Consider the following 19589-nt stretch of genomic DNA (forward strand, 5'->3'; position numbering starts at 1 on the left):
GGCGCCACGACGCCGGCCGCTTCCCCCTCCCAAAGCGAGAGGGAGTGTGGCAGCATGCAGGTCGTGCACATTCCGGGACATGCATGACCAGCAAGCGACTTTGCTTCGAGCCGGGTCACAAGCCCAAATGCCTCGTCATCGTCGACGACACCGCCGAATGGGACCGCGCGGTCTATTACGCCAGCCGCTGGGCGATGCGCGCCGGCGGCGGCGTGGTGATGCTCCGCATCATCGAGCCCGAACAGCAGAGCCAGGAATGGCTGGGGGTCGCCGACATCATGCGCGCCGAAGCGCAGGAGGCGGCAGAAGCCGCGCTCGACCGTGCCGCCGGCCGGGCCAACGGCATCGCCGCGATCACGCCGGAACGGGTGATCCGTGAAGGCGCCGCCATGGAACAGCTGCTGGCGGTGATCGACGAGGACCCCGACATCGCCATGCTGGTGCTCGCCGCGAACCCGGGCGCGGAAGGCCCGGGGCCGTTGGTCAACCTGCTCGCGCACGCGCTGGGCACGTTCCCGGTGCCGGTGACGGTCATTTCCGGTGCGCTGAGCGACCAGAGCGTGGATTCGCTGTCGTAACCCAGGCGCTCGTCATGCCCGTGACGCCGCGGGAGTTTATGCACCCTAACCTGCTGATATAGCAACGAAACACGCTCCCAACCCCTTGACCGTGCGTTCGCCGTCGCCATCTGCTAGTGGATAGAGCACGCGCCGGCCTTGAACCGGCGACGTCTGGAGAAAACCATGTTCATTCAAACCGAAGCCACTCCCAATCCCGCCACGCTGAAGTTCATTCCCGGCCGCGTCGTGGTCGACGGCGGACCGATGGAATTTGCCAACCGCGAATCGGCCGCACGCTCGCCGCTTGCCGAAAAACTGTTCGAAGTCCCCGGCGTCACCGGCGTGTTCTACGGATCGGATTTCATCACCGTGACCAAGGCGAACGGTGAATGGCAACAGCTCAAGCCCGCGATCCTCGGCGCCATCATGGAGCACTATATGTCCGGCGCGCCGCTGCTCGCCGACGGTGCGGCCGCGAGCGATGCCGATCTCGACGACGAGGACGAGTTCTTCGACGAGGCCGATGCCGAGACGGTCGACATGATCAAGGATCTGATCGAGACCCGCGTGCGCCCGGCGGTCGCCAATGACGGCGGCGACATCACTTTCCGCGGCTTCAAGGACGGTATCGTCTATCTCAACATGAAGGGCTCCTGCGCCGGCTGCCCGTCGTCGACCGCGACGCTCCAGCACGGCATCCAGAACCTGCTCAAGCACTTCGTCCCCGACGTGGTCGAAGTCCGGCCGATGTAGGCTGGGGCCGCAAAGTCGTGGATGGCCGGGTCAAGCCCGGCCATGACGACCGGGATGATGCTATGATCGTTCCATGCTGATCCTTGCCATCGATACCGCGCTGGAAGCGTGCGCGGTTGCCGTTCTCGACACCGATTCCGGCCAGCTCCTCGCGCAGGAGCAGCTTCTGATGAAGCGCGGCCACGCCGAAGCGCTGATGCCGATGATCGCGCGCGTGATGCAGTCAGCCAATCTCGCCTTCACCGCGCTCGACCGCATCGCGGTCACCATGGGCCCCGGAAGTTTCACCGGCCTGCGCGTCGGCATTTCGGCGGCCCGCGGCCTTGCGCTTGCTGCGAAGCGGCCCGCCGTCGGCCTGACCACCTTGTCGGCCTATGCCGCCGCCGTCGTCGGCCTGAGCGGAGCGGCACCGGTGATCTCGGCGATCGACGCGCGGCACGACCACGTCTATTTCCAGATCGTGGCCGGTGACGGCAGTCAGCTGGTGCCGCCGGGCGTCGCTCCCATCGACGAAGCGATCGCGGCTTCGCAATTCGGCGCGCCGCATCTGGTCGGCAATGCCGCGAAGATCCTCGCTGAGCGCTGGCCGAAAGATATGCCGCAGCCGGTCGCGGTCGACGCGCAGCCCGCGCCCGACATCGGCTGGGTCGCATGGCTTGGCGCCGCCGCCGATCCCGCGACAAATCCGGCGCGGCCGTTCTATCTGCGGGCGCCCGACGCAAAGCCGCCCGCACAACTGCCGCTTGCAGCGCAAGCCGCAATCTCATGATGAATTGGTTCTCGGAATGGTGGCGCGGCGGCACGCCCGTCGTCGAGCCGGCTGTCGCGCGCGACGTCGCACGGCTCGCGCAGCTCCACGGCGCCTCCTTCGCGCGCGGTTGGGGCGAAGGCGAGTTCGAGAGCATGCTCAGCGAGCGCAACACGCTGGTGCACCGGTTGCGCCTGGGCCGCAACACCGTGGGCTTCGCGGTGTCGCGGATCGGTGCGGACGAAGCGGAGATCCTCTCGATCGCGGTCGACCAGGCCCATCGCGGCCGCGGCCTCTCTCGCACGCTGCTGATGACCCATCTCGGCCATCTGGCAGGACGCGGCGTGCGCACAATATTTCTGGAGGTCGAGGAAAATAACCAGCCGGCACGGCGGCTCTACGACAGAACCGGATTCATGGTGGTCGGACGCCGCGAACGCTACTATAAGCAGCCGAACGGGGAACAATTGAACGCACTTCTGATGCGACGTGACTTGTCGTAACATTGATGGCAGAAAGCGCCCCGTCAGGCGGACATTACATGACTGGTCTTAAACCTTCCCCCGCTTCCAAGGCGTCCGGCATCGAGGCGCGCTGTGCCGCCACCGGCATGCGCATGACCGAGCAGCGCCGTGTCATCGCCCGCGTGCTCGCGGAGGCGGTCGATCATCCCGACGTCGAGGAACTGTACCGCCGCTGTGTCGCGGTCGACGACAAGATCTCGATCTCGACGGTGTATCGTACCGTCAAACTGTTCGAGGATGCGGGCATCATCGAGCGCCATGATTTCCGCGAAGGCCGCGCGCGCTACGAGCAGATGCGCGACAGCCATCACGACCACCTCATCAACCTGCGCGACGGCAAGGTGATCGAGTTCACCTCCGAGGAGATCGAGAAGCTCCAGGCGGAGATCGCGCGCAAGCTCGGTTACAAGCTGGTCGACCATCGGCTCGAACTCTATTGCGTCCCGCTCGACGACGACAAACCCACAAGTTAAGTGGCGATCGATCTCGTCATCTTCGATTGCGACGGCGTGCTCGTGGACAGCGAGGTGATCTCCTGTCGCGCGCATGCGGATGTGCTGTCCCGGCACGGCTATCCGATCACATCGGAGCAGGTGCTGGTCCGCTTTCTCGGCGTATCCGAGAAAGATGCGCGGCGAATGGTCGAACAGGAGATCGGCCGCAATCTTCCCGATGATCTCGAAAGCCAGGTGAATGCGGCGACGCTGCAATTTTATGCCAGCGATTTGCAGCCGATCACCCATGTGGCCGCAGCGATCGGCGCAATCGATTTGCCCAAATGCGTTGCGTCGAGCGGCACGCCGGAGAAGATCCACCACGGCCTGACCTGCGCCGGTCTCTACGATCTGCTCGCTCCGAACATCTTTTCCGCGAGCCAGGTCGCGCGCGGCAAGCCCGCGCCCGATCTTTTTCTGTTCGCCGCCGCGCAGATGAAAGTCGCGCCGGAGCGGTGCCTCGTAATCGAGGACAGCGTCCCCGGGGTGACCGGCGCGCATGCCGCCGGGATGACCGTGCTGGGCTTTCACGGTGGCAGCCATTGCCCGCCAGGCCACGCTGAAAGACTACGGGCCGCCGGGGCCGGATTGACGTTCGACGATATGCGGCAATTGCCGGAGCTGGTCCGGCGGGTCGCGGCGGACAGCCTGGCGAGTTGAATCCCTCCTCTCGGCGTCATTCCGGGGCGATGCGCCAGCATCGAACTCGGAATCTCGTGCCAAAACCTCTGGATTCCGGGTTCGCGACTGCGCCGCGCCCCGGAATGCGACCAAAAAGACCCCAATCGCTGGATTTCCGCAGCCCCAGCCTATATCTGAGGGCGGTCCTCCCACCTCATTTCCGGGTTCCATGACGCCGCCGCGCAAGCTGCACATCAAATCATATGGCTGCCAGATGAACGTCTACGATGCCCAGCGCATGGTGGACACGCTGGCCCCGGAAGGATTCGTGGAGACGGCCAGCGCTGACGACGCCGACCTCGTCATCCTCAATACCTGCCATATCCGCGAGAAGGCCTCGGAAAAGGTCTATTCGGAGCTCGGCCGCCTGCGCGTCGCCAAGGACGCCGCCGCGCGCGATGGGCGCACCATGCAGATCGCGGTCGCGGGCTGCGTGGCACAGGCCGAAGGCGAGGAGATCGTGCGCCGTGCGCCCGCGGTCGACGTCGTGGTGGGACCGCAGAGCTATCATCATTTGCCGCAGCTCTTGAAGCGCGCCGGCAATGAAGGCCGCGCCGTCGAGACCGAATTCCCTGCGGAGGACAAGTTCGGCTTCCTCGCGCAGCCCAAGCCCGGCGCGATCCGCGCCCGCGGCATTTCCGCTTTCGTCACGGTGCAGGAAGGCTGCGACAAGTTCTGCACCTTCTGCGTCGTGCCTTACACGCGTGGTTCGGAAGTCTCGCGGCCGGTGGCAAAGATCGTCGATGACGTAAAGCGGCTCACTGAGAACGGCGTACGCGAGCTCACGCTGATCGGACAGAACGTCAACGCCTATCACGGCGAGGGACCGGACGGAAAAAGCTGGCCGCTCGGCAGGCTGCTGGAGCACCTCGCGGCACTCCCGGGCATCGCGCGGCTGCGCTATTCGACCAGCCATCCTCGCGATGTCGATGACAGTCTGATTGCAGCCCATCGCGATCTCGGCGCGCTGATGCCCTTCGTGCACCTGCCGGTGCAGTCGGGCTCGGACCGGATTTTGGCCGCCATGAACCGGAAACATACCGCCGATGATTATCTTGATGTCATCGACCGTTTCCGGTCCGCACGCCAAGACATTGCTTTCTCATCAGATTTCATCGTCGGCTTCCCGGGCGAGAGCGAGCAAGATTTTCTCGCGACCCTCGCGCTTGTCACGCAAATCGGCTACGCTGCTGCGTATTCGTTCAAATACTCCGCCCGGCCGGGAACGCCGGCCGCGGATATGCAGGAGACGGTGTCCCCCTCCGAGATGGACCAGCGATTGGAGCGGCTCCAGGAACTGATCGACAGCCAGCAATCGGCCTTCAACAAGGCTGCGATTGGCTCAACCGTCGATGTGCTGTTCGAGCGTCCGGCCCGCAGGGATGGCCAGATCGTCGGCCGGACCGCCTTCCTCCAGCCCGCGCATGTGATGGCCTCGCCCGACATCATCGGACAAATCCTGCCGGTCCGGATCGACAGCCTCGAACGCTACAGCTTCCTCGGCGAGCTCGCCATGGCGCACGAGCCCGCTTTATCGCCCATCGCCACTGGAGCCTGAACCCTTGCCCAAAAGCGCATCGGATTCGTCTTCTTCCATCGCTCCCAGCCGCAAATTTGACCGCGACATGCAGGTTCCGCCCGAGACCCAGGTCGTCATCGACTTCGACGACAACCGCGCCGCATCCGCGTTGGTCGGCCCTTACGGCCAGCATCTGGCACAGATCGAACGGCGGCTCGGTGTCGTCGTCGATTCCAAGGGCAATCACATCACCATCGGCGGCTCGCGTGACGGCTGCGATGCCGCGCGCCGCGTGCTGGAGACGCTCTACGCCCAGGCCGTGAAGGGACAGGACCTCGACCAGGGCGAGGTCGAGGGCGCGATCCGTGCCGTGATCGCGCAGGGCTCGCTGTTCGAGTTCGACGCCAAGTCAGCCAAATCCACCTTCGACAGCATCAATTTGCGCAAGCGCCCGGTGCGCGCGCGCACGGCGGCGCAGGATTCCTACATCCGCGCGCTGAAGCGCCACGAGCTGGTGTTCGGCATCGGCCCCGCCGGCACCGGCAAGACCTGGCTCGCGGTCGCGCATGCCGCGCAACTGTTCGAGCGCAAGGAAGTCGACAAGATCATCCTGTCCCGCCCGGCGGTGGAAGCCGGCGAGCGGCTCGGCTTTTTGCCCGGCGATCTCCGCGAGAAGGTCGATCCTTATCTTCGCCCGATCTACGACGCGCTCTATGACCTGATGGACGCGCGCATCGTCGAGCGCGCGCTGCAGACCGGCGAGATCGAGATCGCGCCGCTCGCCTTCATGCGCGGCCGCACGCTGACCAACGCGGCCATCATCCTGGACGAGGCGCAGAACACCACGTCGATGCAGATGAAGATGTTTTTGACCCGCCTCGGCGAGAATAGCCGCATGATCGTGACAGGCGATCCCTCGCAGATCGATTTGCCGAACGGCCAGACCTCGGGCCTCGCCGAAGCGACGCGCCTGCTGAGCGGCGTCGAAGGCATTGCGCAAGTTCATTTCAAGGCCGAAGACGTGATCCGCCACGAGCTCGTGGCGCGGATCGTCTCCGCCTACGAAGGGGCGCCGCAGCGGCCGGCCGCCGGTAAATCCTGACGAGGCAGCAACCGGACCATATGGGCGCGGACACGGCGCCCCTTCGTTCGGAACAAGGACAATGTCACACCCCAATCTTCCCATCACCGAGGTCCTCGTCGTCGCCGATTGCTGGCAGCGGGAGCCCGAATCCGAAGCCGTGATCCAGCGCGCCGTGGCGGCCGCCGCCGAGAATGTCGACGAAGACGTTGCGGAGGCGGAAGTGGCGGTGATGCTGACCGATGATGCCGGCATCCGCACGCTGAACAGCAACTGGCGCGGCATCGACAAGCCGACCAACGTGCTGTCGTTTCCCGCGCTGCAGCCGGAAGGCGAATGGAAACCGGGCGATGCGCCGCGCATGCTCGGCGACATCGCGATCGCCTACGAGACCATGCGGCGTGAGGCGGACGAGGAACAAAAGCCGTTCGATCATCATTTGAGCCATCTCGCCGTGCACGGTTTCCTGCATCTGGTCGGCTACGACCACGAAAACGAAGACGACGCCGAGGAAATGGAAGCGCTCGAACGAGAGATCCTGGCTCATCTCGGCATTCCCGACCCCTATGCCGACCGCCCAGGGACGCATTGAGATGCCGGATTCGGACCCGATTCACGACAATCCGCGCCACACGGCCAATTTACCGGTCGTGGTGACCTCAGGCGAGGTGATGCGCCCGACCGCGGAAGGCTGGCTGCTGCGTGCCATTCGCAGCCTGTTCGGCTGGAAGGCGGGTTCGGTACGCGACGACCTCCAGGTCGTGCTCGACGCCACGACGCCCGACGACACCGGCTTCTCGACGGTCGAGCGCACCATGCTGCGCAACATCCTCGGCCTGCACGAGCGTCGCATCGCCGATGTCATGGTGCATCGCGCCGACATCATCGCGGTGAAGCGCGACATCCCGCTCGGCGAGTTGATGGACCGCTTCGAGAGCGCCGGCCATTCGCGCCTTGTGGTCTACAACGAGACGCTCGACGATCCCGTCGGCATCGTCCATATCCGCGATCTGCTTGCCTTCATGACCGCGCGTGCGCGCGTGTCGGGGGTCACGAAAACCAAGCGCAAGAAACCGCTGCCGGCCGGGCTCGATCTGCGTACGGTCGATCTCGCGCTGCCGCTCGAGGAAGCGCGCATCATCCGCAAGCTGCTCTACGTGCCGCCGTCGATGCGGGCGATCGACCTGCTCGCGCAGATGCAGGCCACTCGCATCCATCTGGCGCTGGTGGTCGACGAATATGGCGGCAGCGACGGGCTGGTCTCGCTCGAGGACATCGTCGAGCAGATCGTCGGCGAGATCGACGACGAGCATGACAGTGACGAGCCGCCCTCGATCGTGCGGCTGCCCGACAACGCCTTCATCGCGGATGCCCGCGCCAGCCTCGACGACGTCCGCACCGTGATCGGCGAAGATTTCGTCACCGGCGAGGCCGGCGAGGAAGTGGAGACGCTGGGCGGCTATCTCGTCAGTTTCGTCGGGCGCCTGCCGGTGCGCGGCGAGGTGATCTCGGGCCCCGGCCATTACGAGATCGAGGTGCTCGATGCCGATCCGCGCCGGGTCAAGCGACTGCGGATCTCGACGCGGAAGGAGCGTCCCGCACCGCGCACCCAGCGCGAGAGCCGGCGCCGCGAGGCCGCGCCGGATGGCAGCCAGCCGGCGGCCAGCGACACCCCCACCCCGCCGCCAAGCGACGGGACCGGTCCGCAGTGAGCCCTTTCCAGCGATTTCGCCAGATCGCGCTTGCCATCATCCTGACCTGGGGATGGAAGCGCGCGCTCGTCGCGATGGCTGCCGGCGCGCTCTCGGTGCTGGCGCTGGCACCGTTCAACGCCTTCCCGGTGCTTTTCATCACCTTTCCGGTGCTGGTCTGGCTGATCGACGGCGCCGGCGCGGGACGATATCGCGGCGTCCCCGCCGCAGCGCTGACCGGCTACTGGTTCGGACTCGGCTATTTCGTGCCCGGCCTCTACTGGATCGGCTACGCCTTCTTCGTCGACGCTGATGTATTCGCCTGGCTGACGCCGTTCGCCGTGCTGGGCCTGCCGGCCTATCTGTCCATCTTCACAGCAATGGGCTTTGCGCTCGCCCGCCTGCTCTGGACCAAGAACGCGACGCGCGTGCTTGCGCTCGCGGCAAGCCTCACCATCACCGAATGGCTGCGCGGTCATGCGCTGACCGGCTTTCCCTGGAACGCGTTCGGCTATGCGCTGTCCGAGCCGCTGCCGCTGGCACAAACGGCGTCGCTGATCGGCCTGTGGGGCATGACGTTCCTGACGGTTGCGATCTTCGCGAGCCCCGCGGCGCTGATCGACCGCACGCCCGATCGCCGCCTGGCGTGGCGCGCACCGGCCGCGGCCCTGGCGCTCCTGCTTGTCATGGGTATCTTCGGCGCGATCCGCCTGTCGCTGCATCCGACCACGATGGTCGCCGGCACCAAGTTGCGCCTGATGCAGCCGGATCTCCAGCAGGACGCGAAATTCAACTACGCCGCCAAGGCGGAGGTGATGAAGAAATATCTGGCCTTGTCGGACCGCGCCTCCGGACCGCGATCGACCGGCGTGCGTGATGCCACCATCCTGATCTGGCCGGAATCCGCCTTTCCGTTCTTCCTCACTCGCGAAGCCGATGCGATGGCGCAAATCGCGGAGCTTCTGCCCAAGGGCACGGTGCTGATCACGGGCTCGGTCCGCGCGCCCGACCTGCCGCGGGGCACGCCGATCACCCGCGCCTATAATTCGATCTATGTGATCGATCACGACGGCAGCGTGCTCTCTATGTACGACAAGCTGCATTTGGTGCCGTTCGGCGAGTTTCTTCCCTACCAGGGTCTGATGGAGAAGCTCGGTTTCGAGCAACTCACGCGTGTGCGCGGTGGCTTCATTCCCGGCACCGTGCGGCATGCGCTGCCGGTCCCCGGCGCGCCGTCCGCGCTGCCGCTGATCTGCTACGAAGCAATCTTTCCCGGCGAGGTGGCTGGACGCAATGAGCGTCCGGGCTGGATCGTAAATCTCACCAATGACGGCTGGTTCGGAATCTCGACCGGCCCCTATCAACACCTCGAACAGGCGCGGATGCGCGCGATCGAGCTCGGATTGCCGCTGGTTCGCTCCGCCAATACCGGCGTTTCCGCAGTGATCGATCCGGTGGGACGCATCGTCGCCAGCCTCGGTCTCGGAATCGAAGGCGTTTTGGATGCAAATCTGCCCGCCGCGATCCCGCCGACCATCTATGCGCGAGTGGGCGATGTCCCCGCGGCCATGCTCGTTGCGCTCGCCGTGTTTCTGGCGGTCCGCCGACGTGTTGCCAAGCGGCGCCCCTGATCACGCAGCCGCGGCCGATAACTTTTGACAACCGTAGTCCCACGGTTGACAGACTGCACGCGGCCTCCTCATTCTGCACCGGCTGCAAAAGACAGTGGGCATTGCTAAATTTCTCCGCAATGTTTTCCAATAACAGGGTCTGATTTTGACGTTGCTTACACCTGAGGCATTCCTGATTGCGCCGAAGGTGATGTTTGGAGGGCTGAGGAAATGTCGAAAGCGCCCAACCCTGTTGACAAATATGTCGGCAGTCGCGTGCGGATGCGCCGCATCATGTTGGGCATGAGCCAGGAAAAGCTCGGTGAAGCTTTGGGCCTGACTTTCCAACAAGTGCAGAAATACGAGAAGGGCACAAACCGGGTCGGCGCGAGCCGCATCCAGCAAATTGCCGAAATTCTCCAGGTGCCGGTGTCCTTCCTGTTCGAGGGCGGTCCGAGCGGCGTGGCGGGGCCGGACGGCTTCGCAGAAGGCGCATCGCCGTCTTACGTCTCGGATTTCCTCGCGACTTCCGAAGGACTCGCTTTGACCAAAGCGTTCACCCGAATCACGGATTCGAAGATGCGCCGCTCGATCGTCGATCTCGTCGAGCAGATCGCGGCCCGCGAAGGCCCCGACAAGCGCTGACGCGCCCTCTCAATCCGATTTGAGACTGCGTCAAATCTGGCCTATGTCGTCATTTGCGGCCGCGCTTTGATGCGCGTCCTCCTCGATGATGCGATTCAAAGGCACAGATGCGCTCATGGTCAGCTCCAATTGGTTCGATTCCCAAACTATTCTCGATGGCATCCGCCGCTGGGTGGAGGTCGAGACGCCAACGGACGCACCTGAACAGGTCAACAAGCTGGTCTCGATGGTCGCGGAGCAATACCGCGATCTCCCTGTTACGCTCGAGCGCATCGCCGGCGTCGACGGCTGCGGCGATCATCTCGTGGCGCGCTCGACCTGGGGCCAGGACCGGCCCGGCATCCTGGTGCTGAGCCACCTCGATACCGTTCATCCCATGGGATTCATCGAGCGCCTGCCGTTCAAGGTCGAAGGCGACAGCGCGTTCGGTCCCGGCATCTACGACATGAAGGGCGGCGCCTACATCGCCCATCACGCCTTTCGCGCGCTTTGTGCCACGGCCGATCGCCCGCCGCTCGGCATCACCCATCTGTTCACCTCCGACGAGGAGATCGGCAGCCCCACCTCTCGCGCACTCATCGAGACCGAAGGGCGCAAGGCGAAATACGTGCTGGTGACGGAGCCGGCCCGCGACGGTGGCAAGATCGTCACCGGCCGCAAGGGCGTCGGGCGATTCGAAGTGTTCATCAAGGGCGTGCCCGCGCATGCCGGCACGCGGCCCCAGGATGGCCGCAGCGCGATCCGCGAGCTCGCCAATGTCATCCTGGCGCTGGAAGCGATGAACGATCTGGCGCGCGGCGTCACCGTCAATGTCGGGGTGGTGCGCGGCGGCACGCGGCCCAACGTGACGCCGGAAGAAGCCCATGCCGAAATCGATCTGCGCGTGCCGAGCTTCAAGGACGCGGATGAATTCGTCGGCAGGATCCTCGCCCTGACATCGAAGACGGATGGCGTCACCGTCAAGGTCACGGGCGGGCTCAATCGTCCGCCTTACGAGAAGAGCAATGCAGGCGCCTCGCTGTACGAACATGCAAAGACCGTTGCCACGGAGATCGGTTTCGAGCTGCTCGACGTTCACACCGGCGGCGGCTCGGACGGTAATTTCACCGCCGCCCACACCGCGACGCTCGACGGGCTCGGCGTCGACGGCAAGGGCGCGCACACCCATTACGAGCAGCTCTATGTCTCGTCGCTCGAACCGCGCGCGCGGCTGCTCCATCGCCTGTACCAGACGCTACGATGAGTGAGCGCAAATCAGATCCCGATCGCGAGGACAGCGAGCGCGCCTTCTTCGGACGCCGCAAGGGCCACAAGCTCAGGCAGCACCAAGCCGAGCTGATCGATCATCTGCTGCCGCGCCTTGCGCTCGCCATCGACCGCGAAGCACCGGCGGATGCCCGCGAGCTCTTCGGCCCCGCCGTCGACGATTTGCGGCTTGAGATCGGCTTCGGCGGCGGCGAGCATCTTGCGGCAGAAGCGCAAAACTTCGCCACAACCGGCTTCATCGGCTGCGAGCCTTACGTCAACGGCATGGCGAAGATCCTCGCGCAGATCGAGGCCGCCGAGATCGGCAACATCCGCCTGTTCGCAGGCGATGCCGCCGAGCTCCTGGCCTGGCTGCCGAAGGCTTCGCTGTCGCGGATCGACCTGATCCATCCCGATCCCTGGCCGAAACGGCGGCACTGGAAGCGGCGCTTCGTGCAGGACCGGACCATCGCCGCGATGGCGCGCGTGCTGAAAGCCGGCGGCGAATTTCGTTTCGTCTGCGACATCGACGATTACTGCGCCTGGACGCTGTCGCATCTGTCGCGTTCGCAGGACTTTGTCTGGCTCGCGGAGCGCGCCGATGATTTTCGCCTGCCGTGGGACGGATACACGATGACGCGCTACGGCCGAAAGGCCACGCGCGAAGGCCGCAAGGCGGCGTATCTGCGATTCAGGCGGGTCTAGATCGTCTGCCGGTTGCGCCAGAAATTCACGACGCGCTCTGCGGTCGTCGGCATCAGCCGAGTAAAGTTCGCGCGCGCCTGCTCAAGGTCGGCATCGGCTGGCGTGCGATTCGGGCCGTACCACATCAGGATCAGCTCCCGCACCGTCGGCCAGCTGACATTCAGCACACGTGCCAGAACCAGAATTGGATCGTAGCGGTCACCCGTGATCAGGCGGTCGAGGACAGAGAGACGGACGCCGGACATCGCCGAGAGCGACGCGATCGCCTCCTCGTATTTGTGGGCCTTCGCGAAGCCAAACAGCGCGCTCTCGCCAAGATGGCCCCCGCGATGCAAGGCCAGAATCGTACGTTGCGCTCCCGAGAAATCGCGACGCGGGCCCGGCGGCAGCGTGGCTTCCTCGATGGCCGCCATGGCGCGCTTGATCTCGACCTGGCGCACGGGATTGACCACGCTCGAGAGGCGACGGCGGATGACGTCGAGCGTACCGTCAAGAAGCTGTTTCAGGTTCTCGCCCGAAAGATCGCTACGCTGGCCGATCCTGAGCGTCAGCACGCCATCCTGCGCGGCACGCTTGATCAACTCGGAATAGCTGCCAGGCGAGAACTCCGCGCCGGAATTGCCGGCGGCGCGGCGCACCACGTCGCGATCGCCGCGCTCGACCAGCACGTCGGTGATGACAGCCGACAGCGTGGGGCGCTCGCTCATCGCCAGCAGATGGCCCTGGCCCTTCAGTCGCGCGATCTCGACGAGAGCATCGTCGTCGAGCACGGGGGAATGGCGCAGCACGGGACCCGCCACCGCGATTTCGTTTTCGCGCGCGAGCTGACTCACGAGATGCCGGGGCGCGTTGCTCAGGCGTGAGAAGCGTTCGGCGAGATCGACGCGCGAGGCAAGCTCGGCATGCGGGACGAGATCGATCAGCAGATTGTCGAAGAGATCGATGACATCGGGACGGAGGTTCTCGGCGTCCTGAAAGAACAATTGGGAGATGGCGTGCGCGATCTCGCCGCGACGCCGCGGGTCGCCGCGTTTGACGATATCGTCCAGTCCGGGAATGAGCGACGTGGCAACGGTCATGAAAACGCAAACTCGTACGGGGCACGCCGCGGGTGCGCCCTTGGTCCAAGCCGCCCCACAAGCAGGGAATTTAGGCCTCGGAGGTGAAGGAAGCGTTGCGCGGGGCCGCAGGCAGGGCGCAAAAAGCCCAGCCTGCCCTGCATGGGCCTTGTCCGGGAAGACGGAAAGGGCTATATCAGCGCCAATTCATCTTCTCATACGATCCGCGTAGTGAGAGTGGGCCCGAAAGGACCCGCTCTTTTTTATTACCTGAACGCGGCTTGGTGGAAGATGTGCGGCCCGGCGATCTGTCGGGAGAGTTCCGAAGCGAGCTTTGAGATCTTAAACCAAGCCTTAACCATATCGAGCGCCTTGACCTCTGACATGACCGAACCGAACCCTGGTTCCACGGATGCCGAATTGCTGGCCGAGCCGAGGCTCGTAGTCGAGCCGGGCGTGGCGGCACGGGTGTCCGCGGTCGCCGGACCGGTGCTCGAAGGCATGGGCTACCGCCTGGTGCGGATCCGTATTTCCGGGGAATCCGGCTGCACCGTGCAGGTTATGGCCGAGCGGCCGGACGGTTCCATGCAGATCGAGGATTGCGAGGCGATCTCGCGGGCGCTGTCGCCCGTGCTCGACGTCGCCGATCCCGTCGATCGCGCCTATCGGCTGGAAATCTCCTCACCGGGGATCGACCGCCCGCTGGTGCGCCGCTCCGATTTCGAGCGTTATGTCGGCCATCTGGTGAAGGTCGAGATGGCGGTCGCCCATGAGGGCCGAAAGCGGTTCCGCGGCACGATCGGCCCCGTCGAAGGCGACCGCGTGCATCTGCATCGCGACGATGTCAAGGCGGGCGAGACTGCCGACGTTCTCCTGACGATGGAAGACATCGCCGAGGCCCGGCTGGTGCTGACCGACGAGCTGATCGCGGAATCCATGCGCCGCGGCAAGGCCCAGGCACGCGAGATGCGCCGCAATCTCGGCCTCGAGCCGCCGGCGGCGCCGCACGCCAGCATCAGCGAAAAAACGACCAAGAACACCAAACCGACCAAGAAGCCGGCGCCGGCCGCGACGAAAAAGCCGGCTCCGACCAATACCAAGAAACATCGCCTGGCCGCCGAACGCGCGCGGCGGGGCGAGATCGATCCTGACGAAGGAGACTAGCCATGGCAGTCAGCGCCAATCGACTTGAATTGCTTCAGATCGCCGACGCCGTTGCGCGCGAGAAATCGATCGACCGCGGCATCGTCATCGCGGCGATGGAGGATGCCATCGCCAAGGCGGCGCGGGCCCGTTACGGCAGCGAGACCGACGTTCACGCCGAGATCGACCCGAAGAAGGGCGAGCTTCGGCTGTCGCGCCACATGCTGGTGGTCGAGACGGTCGAAAACCATTCCAACCAAATCTCGCTGGTGGATGCGCAGCGCGCCAATCCCGGTGCCCAGGTCGGCGACACCATCGCCGACACCCTGCCTCCGCTGGAATATGGCCGTATCGCCGCGCAGTCGGCCAAGCAGGTGATCGTGCAAAAGGTGCGCGAAGCCGAGCGCGACCGGCAATATATGGAATTCAAGGACCGCATCGGCGACATCGTCAACGGCGTCGTCAAGCGCGTCGAATATGGCAGCGTCATCGTCGATCTCGGCCGCGGCGAGGCCATCATCCGCCGCGACGAGATGCTACCGCGCGAAGTGTTCCGCAACGGCGACCGCGTCCGCGCCTACATCTTCGACGTCCGCCGCGAGACCCGCGGCCCGCAGATCTTCCTCTCCCGCACCCATCCGCAGTTCATGGCAAAACTGTTCGCGCAGGAAGTGCCCGAGATCTATGACGGCATCGTCGAGATCAAGGCGGTTGCCCGCGATCCAGGCTCGCGCGCGAAAATCGGCGTGATTTCCCGTGATTCCTCGGTCGATCCGGTCGGCGCCTGCGTCGGTATGCGCGGTTCGCGCGTGCAGGCGGTGGTGAACGAATTGCAGGGCGAGAAGATCGACATCATCCCCTGGTCGCCCGACATCGCGACCTTCGTGGTCAACGCGCTGGCGCCGGCCGAAGTCTCCAAGGTCGTCATCGACGAAGACCGCGAGCGCATCGAGGTCGTCGTGCCCGACACCAACAACCAGCTCTCGCTGGCGATCGGCCGCCGCGGCCAGAATGTGCGACTGGCCTCGCAGCTCACCGGCTGGGACATCGACATCCTGACCGAGCAGGAGGAATCGGAGCGCCGCCAGGCCGATTTCGAGAACTCCACCCGCGTCTTCATGGAATCTCTCAATGTCGACGAAGTGGTCGGCCAATTGCTGGCGTCGGAAGGCTTCACGTCGGTCGAGGAACTCGCGATGGTGGACGTCAAGGAACTCGCCGGCATCGAAGGTTTCGACGAGGAGACCGCGCAGGAGCTCCAGAACCGCGCCCGTGAATATCTCGAACAGCTGGAAGCCGAGCTCGAGGCCAGGCGCAAGGAGCTCGGGGTCGAGGACGCCGTCAAGGACGTGCCCGGCGTCACCTCGAAGATGCTGGTGAAGTTCGGCGAGAACGACATCAAGACGGTCGACGATCTCGCCGGCTGCGCCACGGACGATCTGGTCGGCTGGACCGAGCGCAAGGAAGGCGGCGAACAGACCAAATATCCGGGTGCGCTCGATGGCCTCGATATCTCGCGTGACGATGCTGAAGCGATGATCATGCAGGCCCGCGTCAAGGCCGGCTGGATTACCGAGGCCGATCTCGCCAAGCCCGCTGAAGAGGCCGAGGCGACCGAAGATCAGCCGGCTTAGGGCGAAGGAGGATGTCACCCGGATGCTCGCCGATACTGACCCCGAACTCGACCATGGACCGCGGACCGAAAGGTCCGCGACCATGCGGATGTGTGCGGTCAGCCGCGAGGTCCGGCCGATCGACGAGCTGATCCGCTTCGTCGTCTCGCCCCAAGGGCACATAGTTCCCGATCTCAAGCGCAAGCTGCCCGGACGCGGCATGTGGGTCACCGCCTCGCGCGAGGTGGTTGCGGAAGCCGTTCGGCGTCACCATTTTACCAAAGCCTTCAAGCGCGAGCTGCGCATCCCTCAGACGCTTCCCGCCGAGATCGAGGCGCTCCTGGTCCGGAGCGTGGTCGAAGCCCTTGGGATTGCGGCCAAAGCGCGCCAGATCGTCGCCGGTTTCGGCAAGGTCGAAAGCGCGCTTCGGGAAGGTACGGTCGAGGTCCTGATCCATGCCAGCGACGGGGCCGCGGACGGAATCCGCAAATTGGACATGCTGGCGCGTCAAAATGAGGGAAATCGCGGCGCCAAGCCGCCGATTCCCGTCGTCACCGCACTAAAATCGACAGAATTGGATTTGGCACTTACCCGGTCAAATGTGATACATGCTGCCCTGCTCGCGGGCCCGGCGAGCAAGTCATTCCTGTCACGTAGCCAGATGCTGGTCCGATACCGGATGGCGGACGCTGACAGGACTGCCGAAAAGCCCGGCCAGGATTTCTGAGAGACAACGACCACCCGATAGCACGGTGCGGCAACGCACAAGACAACAAGATCAGGATTAGGACTGCTTAATGGTTGATACCAAGACCCCTGGCGACAAGAAGCTGAGCGTTCCGAGCAAGACGCTATCGCTCAAGCCGCGCGTCGAAACGGGCACCGTGCGCCAGAGCTTCAGTCATGGCCGTAGCAAGCAGGTCGTGGTCGAGAAGCGTGGCAAGCGCCGTGTCGACGGCAGCCCCGAGCCGCAGGTGGCCGAGGTGGCGAAGCCCGCGCCGGCCGCCGCCGCGCCCAAGCCTGCTCCGGCCCGCCCCGCGCCGCCGCGCAACGCCGGCTCCGGCGTGGTGCTGCGCACGCTGACCGAAGACGAACGTTCCGCCCGCGCCAGCGCGCTGGCCGATGCCAAGGTGCGCGAAGTCGAAGAGCGCCGCCATGCCGAGGAAGAGGCCCAGCGCCGCGCGGTCCGCGAAAGCGCCGAGCGTGCCGATCGCGAGGCCGCCGAAGCCCGCCGCAAGGCCGAAGAGGAGCGTCACCGCCACGAAGAGGAAGCCAAGCGGAAGGCCGAAACCGAGGCCAAGAAGCGTTTTGGCGAAGGCGAGCAGCCGCAATCCGCGGCGCGCCCCGCAACGGCGACCTCGGCCGCTCCTGCAGCGCGCCCCGGCGCGCCGATGGCGCGACCCGGCACAACCACCACGGCACGCCCGGGAACAACGACCGCGCGGCCCGGAACGACCACACAGCGGCCGGGAGGCCCGGTGGGCCGCGCCCCCGCTGTCGCAGCCGGACCGGACGAGGACGAAGGTCCGCGCCAGATCCGTCGCGGCCCCGGCGGCGCTGCGCGGCCTGTGGTCGCTCCCAAGCCCACCCACAAGCCCGGCCCGCAGAAGGAGCGCGGCCGCCTGACGGTCGTCACCGCCTTCAATGCCGACGACGTCCGCGAGCGCTCGATCGCCTCGTTCCGCCGCCGCACCCAGCGCCTGAAGGGCCATGCCGCGAACGAGCCGAAAGAAAAGCTCATCCGCGAGGTGGTCATTCCGGAAGCGATCACCATCCAGGAGCTCGCCAACCGCATGTCGGAGCGCGCGGTGGAAATCATCCGCATGCTGATGAAGCAGGGCGCGATCCACAAGATCACCGACGTGATCGATGCCGACACTGCGCAACTGATCGCCGAGGAGCTTGGTCACACCGTCAAGCGCGTTGCCGCGTCCGACGTTGAAGAAGGCCTGTTCGACGCCATCGACGATTCCACCGACACCGAGCCGCGCTCGCCGGTGGTGACCGTGATGGGTCACGTCGACCACGGCAAGACCTCGCTGCTCGACGCGCTCCGTCATGCCAATGTCGTCTCCGGCGAAGCCGGCGGCATCACCCAGCATATCGGCGCCTATCAGGTGCTGTCGCCCGAAAGCGGCAAGAAGATCACCTTCATCGACACGCCCGGCCACGCCGCGTTCACCGCGATGCGCGCCCGCGGCGCCAAGGTCACCGACATCGTCGTGCTGGTGGTTGCGGCCGACGACGGCGTGATGCCGCAGACGATCGAAGCCATCAACCACGCCAAGGCGGCGCGGGTGCCGATCATTGTTGCGATCAACAAGATCGACAAGCCCGACGCCAAGCCCGAGCGCGTGCGCACCGAGCTGCTCCAGCACGAGGTGCAGGTGGAATCCTTCGGCGGCGAAGTCGTCGACGTCGAAGTGTCGGCGAAGAACAAGACCAATCTCGACAAGCTGCTCGAGATGATCGCGCTCCAGGCCGACATCCTCGACCTCAAGACCAATTCGGATCGTCCGGCCGAAGGCACCGTGATCGAAGCCAAGCTCGATCGTGGCCGCGGTCCGGTCGCGACCGTTCTGGTCCAGCGCGGCACGCTCCGTGTCGGTGACATCATCGTCGCCGGAGCTGAAATGGGCCGCGTCCGCGCGCTGATCTCGGATCAGGGCGAGACGGTGCAGGAGGCAGGTCCGTCAGTGCCGGTCGAGGTGCTCGGCTTCAACGGTCCGCCGGAAGCCGGCGATCGTCTCGCCGTGGTCGAGAACGAAGCCCGCGCCCGCCAGGTCACCAGCTACCGCGCGCACCAGAAGCGCGAGAACGCGGCTGCCTCGATCTCCGGCATGCGCGGCTCGCTCGAGCAGATGATGTCGCAGCTGAAGACGGCGGGCCGCAAGGAATTCCCGCTGATCATCAAGGCCGACGTGCAGGGCTCGCTGGAAGCGATCCTCGGCTCGCTGGAGAAGCTCGGCACCGACGAAGTCGCCGCGCGTATCCTGCATGCCGGTGTCGGCGGCATCTCGGAATCGGACGTGACGCTCGCGGAAGGCTTCAACGCCGCGATCATCGGCTTCTCGGTTCGTGCGAACAAGGAGGCCGCTGCGGCCGCCAAGCGCAACGGCATCGAGATCCGTTACTACAACATCATCTACGACCTCGTGGACGACGTGAAGAAGGCCATGAGCGGCCTGCTCGCGCCGACCCTGCGGGAAACCATGCTCGGCAATGCCGCGATCCTGGAGATCTTCAACATCTCCAAGGTCGGCAAGGTCGCTGGCTGCCGCGTCACCGACGGCACCGTGGAACGTGGCGCCAATGTGCGTCTGATCCGCGACAACGTCGTCGTGCACGAAGGCAAGCTGTCGACGCTGAAGCGCTTCAAGGACGAAGTGAAGGAAGTCCAGTCCGGTCAGGAATGCGGCATGGCCTTCGAGAACTATCACGACATGCGCGCCGGTGACGTCATCGAGTGTTACCGCGTGGAGACGATCCAGCGCTCCCTGTAAGTCCAAATCTTACCGA

At 65.1% G+C, this 19589-nt stretch carries 19 protein-coding genes; 18 read left to right on the forward strand and 1 reads right to left on the reverse strand.

What is annotated here, in order from left to right:
- Positions 1-83 precede the first annotated feature (83 nt).
- From AC0L30_RS29955 to trmB, 14 genes are all read left to right on the forward strand, one after another.
- Entirely contained in the window at positions 84-578 is a 495-nt protein-coding gene (locus tag AC0L30_RS29955; protein WP_473405851.1) for a universal stress protein, read from the forward strand.
- A gap of 165 nt (positions 579-743) precedes the next feature.
- On the forward strand, positions 744-1313 hold the full coding sequence (locus AC0L30_RS29960; RefSeq protein ID WP_219678898.1) for a NifU family protein: 570 nt from the start codon (positions 744-746) through the stop codon (positions 1311-1313).
- Positions 1314-1386: 73 nt separating this feature from the next.
- Complete coding sequence (gene tsaB, locus AC0L30_RS29965) at positions 1387-2082, forward strand: tRNA (adenosine(37)-N6)-threonylcarbamoyltransferase complex dimerization subunit type 1 TsaB (protein WP_473405852.1); 696 nt, start codon at positions 1387-1389, stop codon at positions 2080-2082.
- Positions 2079-2564, forward strand: a complete 486-nt coding sequence (gene rimI, locus AC0L30_RS29970; RefSeq protein ID WP_473405853.1) for a ribosomal protein S18-alanine N-acetyltransferase — start codon at positions 2079-2081, stop codon at positions 2562-2564. The genes tsaB and rimI overlap by 4 nt, the downstream gene beginning before the upstream one ends.
- Before the next feature lie 38 nt (positions 2565-2602).
- Positions 2603-3058 (forward strand): Fur family transcriptional regulator, encoded by a 456-nt coding sequence (locus AC0L30_RS29975; RefSeq protein ID WP_007598312.1) that lies wholly within the window; start codon positions 2603-2605, stop codon positions 3056-3058.
- The gene (locus tag AC0L30_RS29980; protein ID WP_473405854.1) at positions 3059-3739 is read left to right on the forward strand and encodes an HAD family hydrolase; all 681 of its coding nucleotides are present in this window, start codon (positions 3059-3061) and stop codon (positions 3737-3739) included.
- A 190-nt stretch (positions 3740-3929) separates the two neighbouring features.
- Positions 3930-5318, forward strand: coding sequence for a tRNA (N6-isopentenyl adenosine(37)-C2)-methylthiotransferase MiaB (gene miaB / locus AC0L30_RS29985; RefSeq protein ID WP_219678888.1), 1389 nt, complete (start codon positions 3930-3932; stop codon positions 5316-5318).
- 4 nt (positions 5319-5322) lie between these two features.
- Positions 5323-6381 carry a PhoH family protein gene (locus tag AC0L30_RS29990; protein ID WP_219678884.1) on the forward strand — a complete coding sequence of 353 codons (1059 nt, stop codon included), beginning with the start codon at positions 5323-5325 and terminating at the stop codon, positions 6379-6381.
- A gap of 61 nt (positions 6382-6442) precedes the next feature.
- Entirely contained in the window at positions 6443-6952 is a 510-nt protein-coding gene (gene ybeY, locus AC0L30_RS29995) for an rRNA maturation RNase YbeY (protein WP_007598322.1), read from the forward strand.
- A 1-nt stretch (position 6953) separates the two neighbouring features.
- The gene (locus tag AC0L30_RS30000) at positions 6954-8072 is read left to right on the forward strand and encodes a hemolysin family protein (protein WP_473365398.1); all 1119 of its coding nucleotides are present in this window, start codon (positions 6954-6956) and stop codon (positions 8070-8072) included.
- Complete coding sequence (gene lnt, locus AC0L30_RS30005; protein ID WP_473405855.1) at positions 8069-9682, forward strand: apolipoprotein N-acyltransferase; 1614 nt, start codon at positions 8069-8071, stop codon at positions 9680-9682. The genes AC0L30_RS30000 and lnt overlap by 4 nt, the downstream gene beginning before the upstream one ends.
- Positions 9683-9892: 210 nt before the next feature.
- Complete coding sequence (locus AC0L30_RS30010) at positions 9893-10306, forward strand: helix-turn-helix domain-containing protein (protein WP_007598327.1); 414 nt, start codon at positions 9893-9895, stop codon at positions 10304-10306.
- A gap of 85 nt (positions 10307-10391) precedes the next feature.
- Positions 10392-11549, forward strand: coding sequence for a M20 family metallopeptidase (locus AC0L30_RS30015; RefSeq protein ID WP_473405857.1), 1158 nt, complete (start codon positions 10392-10394; stop codon positions 11547-11549).
- Complete coding sequence (trmB, locus tag AC0L30_RS30020; RefSeq protein WP_219678871.1) at positions 11546-12256, forward strand: tRNA (guanosine(46)-N7)-methyltransferase TrmB; 711 nt, start codon at positions 11546-11548, stop codon at positions 12254-12256. Before AC0L30_RS30015 ends, trmB begins: the two co-directional genes overlap by 4 nt.
- Here the strand turns inward: trmB and AC0L30_RS30025 are convergent.
- The gene (locus AC0L30_RS30025) at positions 12253-13335 is read right to left on the reverse strand and encodes a DUF2336 domain-containing protein (protein WP_007598332.1); all 1083 of its coding nucleotides are present in this window, start codon (positions 13333-13335) and stop codon (positions 12253-12255) included. The genes trmB and AC0L30_RS30025 overlap by 4 nt on opposite strands.
- 363 nt (positions 13336-13698) lie before the next feature.
- Between AC0L30_RS30025 and rimP the strand changes: the two genes are divergently transcribed.
- From rimP to infB, 4 genes are all read left to right on the forward strand, one after another.
- Entirely contained in the window at positions 13699-14478 is a 780-nt protein-coding gene (rimP, locus tag AC0L30_RS30030) for a ribosome maturation factor RimP (RefSeq protein ID WP_035993842.1), read from the forward strand.
- Between the two features lie 2 nt (positions 14479-14480).
- Positions 14481-16091, forward strand: coding sequence for a transcription termination factor NusA (nusA, locus tag AC0L30_RS30035; protein ID WP_007598336.1), 1611 nt, complete (start codon positions 14481-14483; stop codon positions 16089-16091).
- Positions 16092-16113: 22 nt separating this feature from the next.
- On the forward strand, positions 16114-16797 hold the full coding sequence (locus AC0L30_RS30040) for an RNA-binding protein (RefSeq protein ID WP_007598339.1): 684 nt from the start codon (positions 16114-16116) through the stop codon (positions 16795-16797).
- A 70-nt stretch (positions 16798-16867) separates the two neighbouring features.
- Positions 16868-19573 (forward strand): translation initiation factor IF-2, encoded by a 2706-nt coding sequence (gene infB, locus AC0L30_RS30045; RefSeq protein WP_219678861.1) that lies wholly within the window; start codon positions 16868-16870, stop codon positions 19571-19573.
- The last annotated feature ends 16 nt before the right edge of the window (positions 19574-19589 follow it).

The organism is Bradyrhizobium sp. MI1.11 (genome assembly GCF_055811255.1).